The organism is Vagococcus vulneris, from assembly GCF_003950515.1.
Lineage (GTDB): Bacteria > Bacillota > Bacilli > Lactobacillales > Vagococcaceae > Vagococcus > Vagococcus vulneris.
Map to the genome: position 1 here is coordinate 1 of NZ_NGJS01000027.1, position 15,035 is coordinate 15,035.

Annotated in this window: 13 protein-coding genes; 4 read left to right on the forward strand and 9 right to left on the reverse strand. The window is 34.3% G+C overall.

Annotated features, from left to right (window positions below; all coding sequences use genetic code 11):
- Window positions 1–222: 222 nt before the first annotated feature.
- Window positions 223–2,136 carry a 3D-(3,5/4)-trihydroxycyclohexane-1,2-dione acylhydrolase (decyclizing) gene (gene iolD, locus CBF37_RS10990; RefSeq protein ID WP_125984799.1) on the reverse strand — a complete coding sequence of 638 codons (1,914 nt, stop codon included), beginning with the start codon at window positions 2,134–2,136 and terminating at the stop codon, window positions 223–225.
- Between the two features lie 251 nt (window positions 2,137–2,387).
- Here iolD and CBF37_RS10995 point away from each other — a divergent pair, with 251 nt between their 5' ends.
- The 4 genes from CBF37_RS10995 (at window position 2,388) to CBF37_RS11010 (ending at window position 5,935) form a co-directional block, all read left to right on the forward strand.
- A complete protein-coding gene (locus CBF37_RS10995; RefSeq protein ID WP_125984800.1) occupies window positions 2,388–3,158 on the forward strand; it encodes a DeoR/GlpR family DNA-binding transcription regulator in 771 nt (256 codons plus the stop codon).
- 33 nt (window positions 3,159–3,191) lie between these two features.
- Window positions 3,192–3,581 carry a tautomerase family protein gene (locus tag CBF37_RS11000; RefSeq protein WP_125984801.1) on the forward strand — a complete coding sequence of 130 codons (390 nt, stop codon included), beginning with the start codon at window positions 3,192–3,194 and terminating at the stop codon, window positions 3,579–3,581.
- A gap of 225 nt (window positions 3,582–3,806) precedes the next feature.
- Window positions 3,807–4,865: an AEC family transporter gene (locus CBF37_RS11005; RefSeq protein ID WP_125984802.1), complete on the forward strand. Its 1,059-nt coding sequence runs from the start codon at window positions 3,807–3,809 to the stop codon at window positions 4,863–4,865.
- Window positions 4,866–4,921: 56 nt separating this feature from the next.
- The gene (locus CBF37_RS11010) at window positions 4,922–5,935 is read left to right on the forward strand and encodes a 2-hydroxyacid dehydrogenase (RefSeq protein ID WP_125984803.1); all 1,014 of its coding nucleotides are present in this window, start codon (window positions 4,922–4,924) and stop codon (window positions 5,933–5,935) included.
- A 110-nt stretch (window positions 5,936–6,045) separates the two neighbouring features.
- Here the strand turns inward: CBF37_RS11010 and CBF37_RS11015 are convergent, their stop codons facing one another.
- The 8 genes from CBF37_RS11015 to CBF37_RS11050 form a co-directional block, all read right to left on the reverse strand.
- Complete coding sequence (locus tag CBF37_RS11015) at window positions 6,046–6,588, reverse strand: ClbS/DfsB family four-helix bundle protein (RefSeq protein ID WP_125984804.1); 543 nt, start codon at window positions 6,586–6,588, stop codon at window positions 6,046–6,048.
- A 155-nt stretch (window positions 6,589–6,743) separates the two neighbouring features.
- Entirely contained in the window at window positions 6,744–7,460 is a 717-nt protein-coding gene (locus CBF37_RS11020; protein WP_240626714.1) for a response regulator, read from the reverse strand.
- Window positions 7,460–9,082 (reverse strand): ATP-binding protein, encoded by a 1,623-nt coding sequence (locus CBF37_RS11025; RefSeq protein WP_125984805.1) that lies wholly within the window; start codon window positions 9,080–9,082, stop codon window positions 7,460–7,462. The genes CBF37_RS11020 and CBF37_RS11025 overlap by 1 nt, the downstream gene beginning before the upstream one ends.
- 172 nt (window positions 9,083–9,254) lie before the next feature.
- Window positions 9,255–9,734, reverse strand: coding sequence for an RpiB/LacA/LacB family sugar-phosphate isomerase (locus tag CBF37_RS11030; protein ID WP_206168066.1), 480 nt, complete (start codon window positions 9,732–9,734; stop codon window positions 9,255–9,257).
- Between the two features lie 126 nt (window positions 9,735–9,860).
- The gene (locus CBF37_RS11035) at window positions 9,861–10,040 is read right to left on the reverse strand and encodes a hypothetical protein (protein WP_125984807.1); all 180 of its coding nucleotides are present in this window, start codon (window positions 10,038–10,040) and stop codon (window positions 9,861–9,863) included.
- Between the two features lie 275 nt (window positions 10,041–10,315).
- Window positions 10,316–11,746 carry a 6-phospho-beta-glucosidase gene (locus CBF37_RS11040; RefSeq protein ID WP_125984808.1) on the reverse strand — a complete coding sequence of 477 codons (1,431 nt, stop codon included), beginning with the start codon at window positions 11,744–11,746 and terminating at the stop codon, window positions 10,316–10,318.
- Between the two features lie 197 nt (window positions 11,747–11,943).
- Complete coding sequence (gene licT / locus CBF37_RS11045; RefSeq protein ID WP_125984809.1) at window positions 11,944–12,801, reverse strand: BglG family transcription antiterminator LicT; 858 nt, start codon at window positions 12,799–12,801, stop codon at window positions 11,944–11,946.
- A gap of 62 nt (window positions 12,802–12,863) precedes the next feature.
- Window positions 12,864–14,732: a beta-glucoside-specific PTS transporter subunit IIABC gene (locus CBF37_RS11050; RefSeq protein WP_125984810.1), complete on the reverse strand. Its 1,869-nt coding sequence runs from the start codon at window positions 14,730–14,732 to the stop codon at window positions 12,864–12,866.
- Window positions 14,733–15,035 lie beyond the last annotated feature (303 nt).

Sequence of the window (15,035 nt, forward strand, 5' to 3'; positions counted from 1 at the left end):
TTTCCATGTTGTGTGTGATAAACTTTGATTGTCCTTTTTCATAAGGGACCTCCTAAATGATTGATATTTCGTGGTCGGGAAACCAAATATATCTTATCATTTTAGGAGACTTTTTTTATACCACGCTGAAAGCTCTTCTGAACCACCCGCATAGCAGGTGGTTTTCAAAACATATAAAAAAAGAATAAGTCCCTAACAGACTTATTCAAATAAAATATTAATCTAATATTTCCATGCTCTCTTTAACATTTCTTCTTTTTCTTTAAACGCTTCACGAATAGATTCTTTTTTAGACACTTCAGCAACGCCAACATGCCACCAGCTATTGTAACCATCAGACGTCGTTTTAGGTAACACTTTTATGTCAATTAATGTCGAAACTGTCTGCATTTTTGCGTCTTCAATGGCATCAATTAATTCTTTACGGTTTGACACCCGATAAACTTTTGCACCATATCCTTCAGCTACTTTAGCATAATCGATAGCCATAATTTTATGATCTTTTGTTCTAAACTCGCAATCATAACTTCCGCTTCCATGACCCATTTGAAGGTTGTTGATACAGCCATATCCTGAATTATCAAATAACATAACATTTATTTTATATCCATACTGAAGTGATGTAATAAACTCACTATGAAGCATTAAGAAACTACCATCACCAACCATTGCATAAATCTCACGATCAGGATTAGCTATTTTAACTCCAAGTGATCCACTAACTTCATAGCCCATACATGAATAACCATACTCCAAGTCATACGCATAAGGAACAACCGGATTCCATAATCTTTGCATATCGCCCGGCAATGATCCAGCTGAAGCCACAGGTATACTGTCTTTGGCAACTGTATCATTTATAGTAATAAACGCATCAGTTTGTGCAAACTCAGTATTGAGTACATCAGCATATTCATTCATTGTCTTTTGATCAAATTGTCCTTTAATTTCTGGTATGAAATTATTACGATTAAATGTCACATTATGTAATCTTTCCCGTTCCTGATTCCATTCTTCTTTCCAATTCTGCAAATCTGTTTCAAAGAGAGTTTTATAGTCTGTCAGCTGTTGATAAATCATATCAATAGAAGTTTTGGCATCACCAACAACAGAGACAGCATCAAATTTATAAGTTTGCGGACGACTAACATTTATATTCAAGAATTTTGTTTGTTCATAATTAAATGCTGTTTTTGAAGAAGTTGTAAAATCGGTATAACGTGTCCCAATACCGATAATTAAATCAGCTTTATCAATAGCTTTATTCGCAGCTGATGTTCCGAGAATTCCTGTTCCACCTAAATTATTTGTAAAATCATAAGTAACTGTTGATTTTCCAGCTGCAGTTTCAACAAGTGGAATGTTGCATAGTTCTGATAATTTCTTTAAGCTTTCTCCAGCTTGTGAGTACCTCGCGCCTCCCCCTACAATAATCACTGGATAACTGCTCTCTTTAATTCTTTCAACCGCACTGTCTATTTCTCGCTTTGTCGGTACGTGACGATCAATATAGTGAATTCGTTTTTTGAAGAATTCTTCTTCAAAGTCGAATGCTTCACCTTCAACATCCTGAGAAATACAAATAGTTACAGGACCAGCAGTTGCAGGATTTGTCATTACTTCAAATGCACGAATCAGGCTTGACATAAGCTGCTCAGGCCGTTGAATGCGATCCCAATATCGTGAAACCGGTTTAAAGCTGTCATTTGTCGTCATCGCACCATTATTTTCAATTTCTAGTTGCTGTAAAACAGGATCTGGCTGTCTTGTTGCAAAAGTGTCTGCGGGTAAAAATAAAACTGGTATATTATTAGCAAAAGCCGTAGCTGCGGCAGTAATCATGTTTGCAGAACCCGGCCCTGCAGATGCAGTCACACCAAAAATTTCAGTGCGCAACTTTTGTTTGCTATATGCAATGGCAGCATGTGACATCCCCTGTTCATTTTTTCCTTGAATAACTTCTAAATGACCAGGATCTTCTTCTAACGCTTGACCAATTCCTAAAACGTTTCCATGTCCAAAGACATCAAAAATACCTCTAACAAATGGTTTCTCAACACCATCGATTGAAATATATTGTTGATTAAGGAACTTAACCAATGCTTGTGCTGTAGTTAATCTAATTTTTCTGTTCATCTTTTTTCCTCCTGTATGATTATATCTTGATTATATTCTAATGTTTAACAATCATTATGTCAATATTTCCGTCTTATTTTTTGGTTAAGTTAATCATTTAAATTTTAAAATATAATACTTTATTTAAAGAATTCATTAATAAAAATTCATTATTTTATTTATAAAGTATAATTGTGATATCATTTTGATTAACTGTTGATGAAGTTATCTTTTTGTGATACACTATCTTTACAAAAAAGGAGGTTGGCATGATGAAAGCCAAACGAAGTGAATTAATTAAAGAATACATCATTGATAAACAACACGTCTCCCTTAAAGAATTAGAGAAAGAATTTGGCGTTTCAATGAATACCATCCGAAGAGACATTAATAAGATACTAGAAGATCCCCGCTTTGAAAAAGTATACGGGGGTGTTAGTGTTAAAGAGAATAACATTATCTCATTTGAAAACAGAAACATTAAAAATAAAGATATAAAAAAAGAAATTGCTAAACATGCGGCATCATTAATTGAAGACGATGATTTAATTTACATTGATTCAGGAACAACGACTAAATATATTCTCGATTATTTAGATGAAGATATAACAATTACTATTTTGACAAATAACCTCGATGTCATCATCAAATCAGAAAATTTTAAAAATGTTTCTATTTTTATTTTGGGAAATATTTTTAAAAAGAAAACACGATCATTTGTAGGAATTGATCCAGAAGAACTGATTAATCGCTACAACGTCTCCAAAGCTTTTATGGCAGCGACTGCGGTTTCTACAACACACAGCGGATTAATGAATTCAGATATTATGGAATATGAAATAAAAAAACATATTACCGAAATATCAACTGATATTTATTTATTAGTTGATCACACTAAATTTGATAAATCAACTTTATTTACATACGCACCTTTAGATATTGTCGACAAAATGATTACTGATAAGAACTTTTCAGAAAAAGACTCCCAATTTTTTAATGATAAGCAAATTGATATCATTAAAGTTAATAATGACTTACACTAAACATAGAAACAACGTAAAGGAGCAGATTCAATTATGCCATTAGTAAAATTTGATTTAGTCAAAGGACGTACGCCAGAAGAGATCCAACAACTTTTAGATATTTCACATAAAGTCTTTGTTGATGCTTTAGAGATACCGCAGGGCGATCGCTACCAAGTAGTCACACAACATGAACCATTTGAGTTAATCATGGAAGATACGGATTTAGGATTTTCCAGAACCAAGGATCGGATCTTAATAACCATTGTCAGCCGCCCAAGGACTCAAAAACAAAAAGTGACTCTTTATAAGAATCTACAGAATAAGTTAAAGGAAAAATTAAACATTAATCCCGAAGATATTATGTTCAGCTTTATAATTAATGATGATGAGGATTGGAGTTTTGGTTTTGGTGAAGCTCAATTCTTAACCGGAAAACTTTGAATTTAATACATTATATTGAAGGCATACTCGTTAAATAGTTAATGAGTATGTCTTTTTTTACATCTTTTATGTGAAAACCATCACTTACATAAGTTACATAAATTTACTTTAATTACATATTATTCAATTAATCACAATCTTGATATATGATATTTATGTAAACGGAACACGGCCGTGTTTTTAGTTAAAAATAATTGTGATATTTAACACATTTGGGGGATTAATATGAGTATTGGAGACATTTTGAAAACTACGCTAACAGACATGAATATCGTCAGCGCGATAACTTCTACCATTTTTATTATCTTACTAGGTTATTACTGTCGAAAAAAAGGAATTTTTGGAGAATCTGTTGGTAAGATATTATCCAAAGTTGTTTTAACCGTTGCTTTGCCAGCACTAGCATTTAATGCTTTTATGCAAAATATTGACAAACATCAATTGGAACAAAGTATGAGTGTATTGATTTGGGGAATTATCATCTATATTATTTTGATTGTTGTTTCTAAACCATTATTTATGAAATTTAAAGGTGACAAACAAGACACATTACGTGTGTTAACAATTTTTGGATCGACAACATTTTTTGGTATCCCAATAGTTGGAGCTATTTACGGTCCTCAAGGTGTATTGTATGCATCTGTATTTAATATCGGATATCGCATCTTCTTATATTCATATGGATACATTAAAATGAGCGGACTTAAAATGGAAGCAAAAAACATCAAGACAATGTTCTTAAATCCAATTGTTTTAGCAACATTTGCTGGTCTTTTCATTTGGCTATTCCAAGCTTATCTACCACAAGTAACTGTTACTAATGCCGAAGGGGTCGCACAGCAAGTAGCCTTTCTACGCATCGATCAAACAGCAGTTTGGTTATTTAAACCAATGACATATTTAGCTGGACTTTGTTCACCACTAGCTTGGTTAGCAATCGGATCTACTTTAGGAGAAGTTCGTTTCAAAGAAGCGGCTTCAGATAAAACAACTTTATTCTACGGTGTATGTAAAGTTATTCTTGTCCCGGCTTTAAACTTATTATTATTATCTCTTTTAACAGCAACAAATATCTTACCTGTCAGCTATGAAGCATTAGCTACTATTGTCATCATGATGGCAACACCAACCGCAACAGTCGCGGCTGCTTATGCTATCAGTTTTGACAAAGATGCTATCCTAGCTTCAAATGCTTCACTTGTATCAACTATAATGGCGGTTATTATGATGCCGATTTGGATTGTTGTTCTTGAGATCATCAGTAAAACTGGAATTTTTGGATAGACATTATATTTGTAAACCTACAAAAAATTTAGATACTTTTAAGGAGACGAATTAACATGACTTTTAAAATTGCTTGCTACGGTGTACGACCAAACGAAAAACCTTTCTTTGAAAAATTAAATAAATATGGCTATGATTTAACTTTAATTGAAGATTTACTGACTCCTGAAAATGGAGATACTTTTAAAGGGCACGATGCTGTCTTACTACGCGGTAACTGTACGGCAAATTACAACAACATTAAAAAGATGGCTAACGAAGGAATCAAATACGTCTTCACTCGAACTGTCGGTTTTAATCATATCGATTTAGAGGCTGCAGCTGACTACAATATGAAAGTTGCCCGTGTTCCTTCTTATTCGCCGAATGCCATTGCTGAATTATCCTTAACACTTGCTATGATGCTGTTACGTTCAACTGCTTATACAACAGCTCGAACAGCTAGAAAAAACTTTAAAGTGGATGCCCAAATGTTCAGCAAAGAAATTCGTAACTGTACTGTAGGAATTATCGGTACTGGTCGTATCGGTTTAACTGAAGCCGGCCTTTTCAATGGCCTTGGGGCAAAAGTCTTAGGTTATGATATCTTCCAAAGCGATGCCGCAAAAGAAGTCTTAGAATTCAAAGAACTTGACGATTTATTAAAAGAGTCTGATATTGTCAGCCTGCACGTCCCATATTTTCCAGGACAAAACGATAAAATGGTTAATTCTGAATTCATAAGCAAAATGAAAGATGGCGCGATTTTAATTAATACAGCACGTGGCGAATTACAAGATGAAGAAGCTATATTGGCTGGTTTAGAATCACATAAATTAGCTGGTTTCGGTACTGACGTTTTTGCGAATGAACAAACAATGTTCTTCAAAGAATTTGCAGATGGCGATTTACTGCCAAACAAAACCATTCAGCTGTTATTAGACCTGTATCCTCGTGTTTTAGTGACGCCTCACGTCGGTTCAAATACCGATGAAGCTTTATCAAATATGATTGAAACAAGTTTTGAAAACTTTAACGATATCTTAACTAACGGTGAAACTAAAAATGCTGTAGAGTTACCAAACAAATAATAAATATCCCATGCTGGTCAAGACGTCACTTGAGGCAGCACGGGATTTTTATAGTTTATGAAAAGGTTTTTACTTCCAGATTATTTTGATCCTTCTCACTCTTTATTAAATTACTTTTTAAGCAATTGCTTTTTATGTTTTTTTATTTTTTTAATTGCCCATTCATAATGACTGCTTGTTGCAGAGATACAATAGCTCCCTAGTGTGCTGCCGCCTGTCCATGAAAAATACTTTTTAGTAAACAGTGCCTCATCGGAAAAAGAATCAATCAAAAGCATCACCTGCTTATGGCTTTTTTGAACTAGCCCCAATGCTTCCTCAAATTCAGTCTGTTGATGTTTTTCAAAAAATTCTTGATTCATTTGTCCATACGTTCGCCAGTTATATGGTTCTGGCAAAAAAGAAGTGCCTTCTCCTACTTGATTTGCCTCTACCCAATTTAATAGAAGCTTATGCCACTCGAACAAATGAATAATAACATCTCTAATATTCTTATCCCGTTCCCAATGAGCTTCTTTACCGATTTTCTGATTTGACCAATCAAAATCAACTTGCTTTTGTCCATTATCTAGTTCGCCTATCAGTGACATCATTTGCTGAAATTTATCTTGTGCTGCGACTATTAATTCTTGTTTATTTACTGGTCTGACCATTTTAAAATCTCCTTTAATATCGATAGTCATTTAAAAACATAATTGATAATTCCTTTATGACTTTAACTTTATCATGATGAATCAATTAAAATCAATTAGGTTTTTTTATTAATTTTAAAAAATGCCTATGATGATCTGTCATCATAGACATTACACTAAATATAATTCATTACAGCTGACGCGTGTTCGTGATTCAGCGAGTATAGAGTAATCGGTCGGCCTACATCCCTATATTCCATGGATTCATTAAGGTAGCCGATATCCAATAAAAATAAAATATACTTTTTTGTTGATATTCTAGAAAGTGCTACCTTTTCAGCTAGTTCTTCTGTTGAAAACAAATCAGCCATCTGGTTAATCTGATGAACTATTTTTTCAAGTGTAGGTCGTGATAACCCTTTAGGCAAGACACTATGACGTGCTTCAACAGGTTTAGTTTCTGAAACGACATGATTAAAAAATTGGTCCAATACTGCCTGGTTAGTACGACCTAATTGATGGGTAACATCGTACAACGCTAAAAATTTATTAAATGCTAACTTGAAACGTTCAAATGTAAATGGTTTGATTAAGTAATCTACAACGCGATAGTTAATTGCTTGATTGACAGTTTCTTGATCATCTGCCGCTGTAATTAAGATAACCGGTATTTGCTGATCTCGCTGTTTTAACTCCCTTAAAAACTCAATACCAGTTGTCCCAGGCATGTAAACATCCAACAACATTAAATCAACAGGTTGTTGACTTAATATATGACGTGCCTCGTCAACACTGCGGACATTATCTAAAATATTAACTTTAAACAACTGCTCAATAAATTGCTGGTTCAAGGAAGCAACCATCGGATCATCTTCAACTATCAGCACGTTCACTAAGAATCGTCCCCCTTTATCATTGGAAATTCAATATAAAATTGTGTTCTGTTGCTCTCTATGGTGGTTACTTCAATCATTCCTTCTCTAGCTTTCACTGCTTTATTAACTAAATACAAACCATAGCCTCTTTCTTTGTCTTTCGTCGAAAAGTTCTTTTCAAAGATTTTATCCTTTAATTCCCTTGAAATACCATAACCAGTGTCAGTTACAGTTATCATCACAATATTGCCTTCTTCATCGTACATTATCGATAGAGTCACAACTTTTTCAGCAGATTGTTGGACTGCATCAAATGCATTACTGATTAAATTACCTAAAATCTGTAATAAAAAATGGATATTTTCATCGACTCTCAATACTGGTAGATTTGATTTGTTAGCCAAAACAAATACAATATCTTGTTCAGCAGCTTCATTTGCCTTACCTAATAAAAATCCAGCGATTGCCGGTGTTTTTATTTTATCAGTGATATAACCAACCTCTGCACGAAAACCAGTATTAAACTGTTGTATAAATTTTGAGACTTCATCATACTGCTTTAGCTCCACCATCCCCATTATTACCTGCATTTTATTCATAAATTCATGCGTCTGAGCTCGTAAAGAGTGGATATATTGTTCAGTACCGCTTAATTGATGAATCAATTGTGTCATTTCTGATTGATCTCTAAAGGTAATAACAGCACCTGTAAATGATCCATCAGTATATATCGGTGAGATATTAGCAACTAAGTCAAAATTATCAATTGCAATCGTTTGATTAATTAAACGCTGACGTTCTGTGAATACTTTTGAAAATAATATATCGAATAATACGCGAGGCAAGATATCCTTAATTTGAAGAACATACCGGCTGTTGATTTTAAAAACAAGATCTGATGCTTCCTTATTAATTAATAAAATCCGATGTTCTTTATCAATAGCAATAATACTTTCTGTAATCTCATTTTCAACCAATTCTTTTTCTTCAAGTGATTGAGCAATTTCAATAGGTTCTAAACCAAACAGCTCTTTTTTTATTTTTTTTGCCAAAAAGACTGCCCCAGCAACACCCGCTGATAATCCTAATAAAATCCCAATAAATATTGTGTTTTGTGCGTGTTTTATATCAGATGTTATCGTATCCATTGTAAGTCCTACACAAACAACACCAATAATTTTCCCTTGGCTATTTTTAACTGGCTCAAAGTAACGGATGCCATTACCTAAAATGCCATCTTTCACAGAATAATGACTAGTGCCATCGAGGGCCAGTTGGATATCATTCGGATTTGAAAATGGTTTGCCGATCGCCCGAGAATCGGGGTGAGACAGTCGTAATTTATCATGATTCACAACAACTACAAAATCAACATTTGTATCTTGCTTCATATTTAATGTTACTGTTTGAATAGCATCTGATAATTCTTTATTTTCCAAAGCAGAAATAATTCTAGCATTCGATGCTGCTATCTTTGCAATGGCGGCAATCTTATCTCGCGAATGGTCAAACTCTTGACTGACAACAAATTGACGAATCAACCACATAGATGCTGCTAAAGATACAATCGTAGAGCTGATAACAATTAGAATAATCGTTGTTTGGAGTGACAATCGTCGTTTATAAGCTTTGTTTTTCATATATTTACTCTTTTCGCTAAAAGTATTTCTCTTATTACCTCATATGACAGATACGTCACTTTTAACTATTTTATCTTATTTGACGAACGCTTTCAATTATTTAAAATAAAAAACTCGACACAGCAAATAAATACTGTGTCGAGTTTTTTTATTTGTTTGGTAAAATAACGAATTAGTTAGTCTGATTTAAAATTTGTATGTCCTTTTCTAATTTTTGGACAGATTGATAGCCACATTTTAGTGTTTCTGGATCTGAATGGTCAAATCCGTAAGAAAATTCGGTTGTTAAAAAGGCACGTGCCATTTTAATCGCCATATATGGTGTCACAACCAGTCCGCCCATCGCTAAAATATTTGCATTATTAATTTTACGTGATAATGTTGCTGTTTCAATGCACTCACATAAAGCACTGTAGACACCAGTAAATTTGTTAGCAACTAAACTGACCCCCATACCAGTACCGCAAAAGATAAAACCATAGTCGAAAGTCTTTTCTGCAATTCGTTTACCAACCTCAAAGCCAACCTCTGAGTATTCAATCGGACCATCAGGCGATAAATCAGTTACTTCATAGCCGTCTCTAAGTAAAGCTTCTTTAACAGCATTTTTCAAATCAAAACCTAACGGATCTGCTCCCATAACTATTTTCATAAACAAATAACCTCCTTAAATGTATGTTACATACTTATTATATAACTTGTGTTTTATCTTTCAATTGATTATCTGTTCTATGCAAATCCTTTAAAAATTTTTAATAACTGTGTTAGAAGTCAAAAATTATATTTGCTGATCAACCAGTAATATTTCTAACATATGGGCAATTCCGTCACCATTATTACTCAATGTCACAAAATCAGCTTTATTTTTCACTTCACCCTCTGATGTCAAAGCTTTTAAAATATGTTCACTAACTATTTCAGCAAATTCTCCGCCATAAAAGGACAAACTGATCACCATAACTCACTTCATGAGACCTACGTTTAGGATTTAAACGCTCACTTTGACTTGTAGCAATTTCGCCAAGATTCCATTTATTAAAACTGTTTATAATCAGCCGACCGAATACTTAAACCAGTCAGAGGTGAATAACAATTCCGTTGCATGAGTTAATACCGATTAAATCTTCTCTTATCCATGACGTATTAAATAAAATTTATTCAATTTTTATTCCTTTTCTTCTATCTTAAAGTTGACAAAAGAGAGGCTTTGATCAAGCCTCTCTTCTTAAATCTTTATTGGTGTAAATCTTCACCATTTGAAGCAATAACTTGTTTATACCAGTCAAATGATTTCTTCTTAGTACGTTTTAATGTCCCGTTACCTTCATTATCACGATCAACATAAATAAAACCATATCGCTTCTTCATTTCGCCAGTACCAGCACTAACTAAATCGATACATCCCCATGTCGTATAACCTAGTAAATCAACGCCATCCAATTCTACAGCATCCTTCATTGCCTGAATGTGAGCTGCTAAGTAGGCAATACGATAATCATCGGCAACATAACCGTTCTCATCAGGTTCATCCACTGCACCCAGTCCGTTTTCTACAATAAAAAGCGGCTTTTGATAGCGGTCGTATAAATCATTCATCGTCACACGCAATCCCAGTGGATCAATTTGCCAACCCCATTCACTTGCCTCCAAATATGGATTCTTCACAGATGCAAAGATATTACCAGCTGTCTGCTCCAACAATTCTGGATCAGTTGTTTGAACTCGTGATGAATAATATGAGAAAGAAATAAAATCAACTGTATGTTGTTTCAATAAGTCCAAGTCACCAGGTTCCATCTCAATATTGATTCCCTTGCGTTCCATTTCTTTGAGCGCATAAGTTGGATACTCACCTCTTGATTGTACATCAATAAAGAAATAATTTTCGCGATCGGCTTTTTTTGCTGCCCAGACATCATCGGGTTTACATGTGTAAGCATAATTTGTACCTGCTGCTAACATACAGCCAACTTGATTTTCCGGGTCTACCTCATGTGCAATTTTAGTTGCAATAGCACTGGCCAGTAACTCATGATGTGCTGCTTGATACTTAACCTGTTCTTTATTATCGTCTTCTTCAAAGTACAGTCCGGCGCCCATAAAAGGTGCATGTAAAATCATGTTAATTTCATTGAACGTCAGCCAATATTTCACTAACCCTTTATAACGATTAAAAATAACGTGACATAGATTTTCATAAAAACTAACTAATTTTCGATTTCGCCATGCCCCATACTTTTCCACTAAATGCATCGGACAATCAAAATGAGTAATCGTCACCAGAGGTTCAATGCCGTATTTATGACACTCTTTAAATAGATCTTCATAAAATGCGAGTCCTGCCTCATTCGGTTCTGATTCATCACCGTTTGGAAAAATACGACTCCAAGCAATAGACAAACGATATGTTTTGAAACCCATTTCACCAAATAGAGCGATATCTTCTTTATAATGATGGTACATATCAATAGCTTCTTTAGCTGGATAAAAATGCTTATCATCAAAATCAAACATTTTCATTTCACCAGTTATTACTGAAAACCGATCTTGGCCAACAGGTGCTAAATCAACATTTGCCAGTCCGCGACCATCTAAATTATAACCTCCCTCACATTGATTAGCAGCTGTAGCCCCGCCCCATAAAAAATCTTTTCGAAACGCCATATTCAAAATACCTCCTATTTATTTATAAAAATCGGATAAAAAAACCTCACTCCAAATCAAAGCAATCGACTTGAAAGTCGTTGCAATTATCTGAAATAAGGTTTAGCCAACTTAATGTCACTATCCGTTAAATGTTATATTAATGGTAACATTTAGAACAAGTAAATGTCAACGCTTTCTCTACTTACTATATTAATTTACAGTTCGCTTAATTTTTCAACTTCATCTAAAACACGATTTATGTGGATGACTAAATATATTAATTCAGAATCCTCTACATTGAGATGGTGCTGTTTTTTTAAGTAGTCTTTGACCCTCAGACTACATTGAAATGCTTTTGGGTACTTACTTTGAATTAATTCATATAAGAATTCGTCTTTATCTTCATAGCCCTTATCTTTCAAAATACGCTGAACGAAATATTGAATGTGCGTTACCATTCGCGTATAATTTAAAGAATTTTCATTATAGTGTATTCCAAAATAACGACGAATTATAACTAAAATATCTCGGACAATTTCCGTTGTTTGCATTGTGTCAGTGACATTTTCTTGCCCCATGTTATTCGATACTAAATGTAATGCAATAAAACCTGCTTCATCTTCTTTAAAATCAATATTTAATTCTCTTTTTATTAGTTCAACACCCTGAGTAGCCACTGAAAACTCACCCGGGTAAAATTTCTTTATTTCTAAGACCAAGGGATTCGACAAGACAATATTATCTTGATATCGTTGAACAGCATAATTAATGTGATCAAGCAATGTTATATAAGTCTTATCCGAATACTGATAATTTAATTCAGACTCAGCCAGAAAAACGATTTGTTTAGATATTTCAATAATTCGTTCATCTACATCACTAAATAATTTTTCAACATCAGACAGCTTTTCATTTTGAGATTTTAAAAATATTTTTTCAATTTGGTTTTCTGTTAAATAATCTCCAGATTTTTTATTAAAAGCGATTCCGCGACCCATGATAATAATTTCTTCACCTGCATTATTCTGCGAGACGACAACATTATTATTTAGTATCTTATCAATAATATACATTGCTAGACCCTCCTATGCTCAGTAATAGTTTATCATAAATTTATCAGAAACCGCTCCTTTTTCTATTTTACTACTGTTAACAATTCTTCGCCCGTTACAATATCTGTCTGATTCAAATCTAAAACATCAAGATAGCTGGTCGTATTTGTGACAACAACCGGAGTAATCGTTGAATACCCTTTATCTTTAATATAGACTAAGTCTGCTACAACTAATAATGTCCCTTCGTCAACCTGTTGACCTTCCGTTACTTTAATATCAAAACCATTACCCTCTAATTCAACTGTATCCATACCGATATGCATTAAAATTTCGATACCACTATCAGATGTAATACCTATTGCATGACCGGTCGGAAATACTGTTGTTACTTTTCCAGAAAGTGGCGCTCGCAGTTCACCCGAACTAGGCTCAATCCCGACACCTTTGCCAAGTGCACCTGATGAAAATACCTGATCCGAAATATCATCCAGTTTTACGACCTTACCAGTTAACGGTGCTTTAATCATTTCATTTTCTTTACTGTTATTACTTACACTCGTTTCAGCATTGTCTTTATGCTCATCTTCACGATCAAAACCTAGAACAAATGTTAAAACAAATGAAACAACAAAAGCAACTACTGTCCCAATAATACCAATGACTACATTTGATTCAACCCCATCAACAGTGCTGATAAATCCTGGAATACTTAAAAGACTAATCAATCCGCCAACAAAAATTTTCACTCCGCCAGCTGCAATAATTCCCCCGCCAACAGCACCACCGATGCAAGCTGCAATAAAAGGTTTTTTTAGCGGTAAAGTAACACCGTAAACAGTTGGTTCTGTAATTCCAAAAATAGCTGTTAAAGTACCTGAAATAGCCAACGCTTTTCTTTTTTCATTTTTTGTTCTCAATGCTACCGCTAATGCTGCTCCAGCTTGAGCAATGACAGCACCTAGGAGCATTGGCGTCATCGTATCAAAATTATTAGTAGTTAAATTGTTTAATGCAATCGGTATTAATCCCCAATGCATACCGAACATTACAAAAACTTGCCATAGGCCACCCATAATCAGACCTGCAACTAATGGACTGAATCCAAAAATCACAGCATATCCTTTACCTAAGCCAGCACCAATAATTGTGCCCAGAGGACCAATAGCTATAAAAGTTAATGGTACCATAATTAAAATTGTTACTAGTGGTACCATCATAATCTTAAGTGCATCAGGAGAAATCTTCTTAGCAAATTTTTCTATGTAAGACTGTACCCACACAAATAAGATAATCGGAATAACTGTCTGCATGTAACCTGTTGGATTCATAATAATCGGAATTCCAAAAAAGTTTAATGCTCCTGTCACTGCATTTGCTGTAATTTCAGGATAAATAAGCGCAGACGTTATCGCTAGTGAAATAAACGGATCTGTTTTAAATTTCCTAGCCGCAGTAATCGCAATTGCCATGGGTAAAAATTGCATAAATCCATCAGAGGCTGCTAAAAATATTTTATAAGTCCCTGATTGATCTGATAACAGGCCGATTGTTACAGCAAGTGTCAGAAATCCTCTTAAAATACCGACACCTGCGAGTGCACCTAAAAATGGTGTGAAAATTCCAGAAATAATATCTACAAATTTATTTAATATATTTCCATCACTCAGTTGGTCCGTACTGCCCTCTTCATCATCTAAACCGGTCATCTCCATTATCGGGTTATATACTTCTTTAACATGACTGCCGATAACAACTTGGTATTGACCACCGCTTTGTACAACTTGAATAACACCATCAAGTTTATTTAGTTCATCTGTTTCGGCCTTTGACTCATCTTTTAATTTAAAACGTAACCTAGTAGCACAATGCACTAAACTGATAATATTGGACTTTCCGCCAACTAACTCAATAATTGTTTTACCTAATTCTTGATTTGTCTGTTTTGCCATTCTCTTCCTCCTAACCGTCACTAAAACACAAAAAAACCCAAACTGAGAAAAATATATCAAAGCATACAAGATGGTCTTTGATTTTATTTTTTTCAATTTAGGTTTTGCCTGCATTGCAGTAACAATCCTTAATATATTTTGAATATATCAGATAACCACCGACAATGCAAGCGCTTAATCAAAACCTCCAGTGTGAACTGGAGGTTTGTTCTTCGGCTGAAAGCCTCTATTGCCGGCCTGAGCCTAAAAGGCTCACTGAAAAAGTCTCCCTTATGCACCACATTCACTCGCTGATCCTAAAAG

Bases quoted from the DNA above. Each gene is read 5' to 3' on its own strand.
- CBF37_RS11035 (WP_125984807.1), bottom strand. From the start codon at position 10,040: ATGGTGATCAGTTTGTCCTTTTATGGCGGAGAATTTGCTGAAATAGTT.
- CBF37_RS11000 (WP_125984801.1), top strand. From the start codon at position 3,192: ATGCCATTAGTAAAATTTGATTTAGTCAAAGGACGTACGCCAGAAGAG.
- iolD (WP_125984799.1), bottom strand. From the start codon at position 2,136: ATGAACAGAAAAATTAGATTAACTACAGCACAAGCATTGGTTAAGTTC.
- CBF37_RS11030 (WP_206168066.1), bottom strand. From the start codon at position 9,734: ATGAAAATAGTTATGGGAGCAGATCCGTTAGGTTTTGATTTGAAAAAT.
- CBF37_RS11005 (WP_125984802.1), top strand. From the start codon at position 3,807: ATGAGTATTGGAGACATTTTGAAAACTACGCTAACAGACATGAATATC.
- CBF37_RS11050 (WP_125984810.1), bottom strand. From the start codon at position 14,732: ATGGCAAAACAGACAAATCAAGAATTAGGTAAAACAATTATTGAGTTA.
- licT (WP_125984809.1), bottom strand. From the start codon at position 12,801: ATGTATATTATTGATAAGATACTAAATAATAATGTTGTCGTCTCGCAG.
- CBF37_RS11025 (WP_125984805.1), bottom strand. From the start codon at position 9,082: ATGAAAAACAAAGCTTATAAACGACGATTGTCACTCCAAACAACGATT.
- CBF37_RS11010 (WP_125984803.1), top strand. From the start codon at position 4,922: ATGACTTTTAAAATTGCTTGCTACGGTGTACGACCAAACGAAAAACCT.
- CBF37_RS10995 (WP_125984800.1), top strand. From the start codon at position 2,388: ATGAAAGCCAAACGAAGTGAATTAATTAAAGAATACATCATTGATAAA.
- CBF37_RS11040 (WP_125984808.1), bottom strand. From the start codon at position 11,746: ATGGCGTTTCGAAAAGATTTTTTATGGGGCGGGGCTACAGCTGCTAAT.
- CBF37_RS11015 (WP_125984804.1), bottom strand. From the start codon at position 6,588: ATGGTCAGACCAGTAAATAAACAAGAATTAATAGTCGCAGCACAAGAT.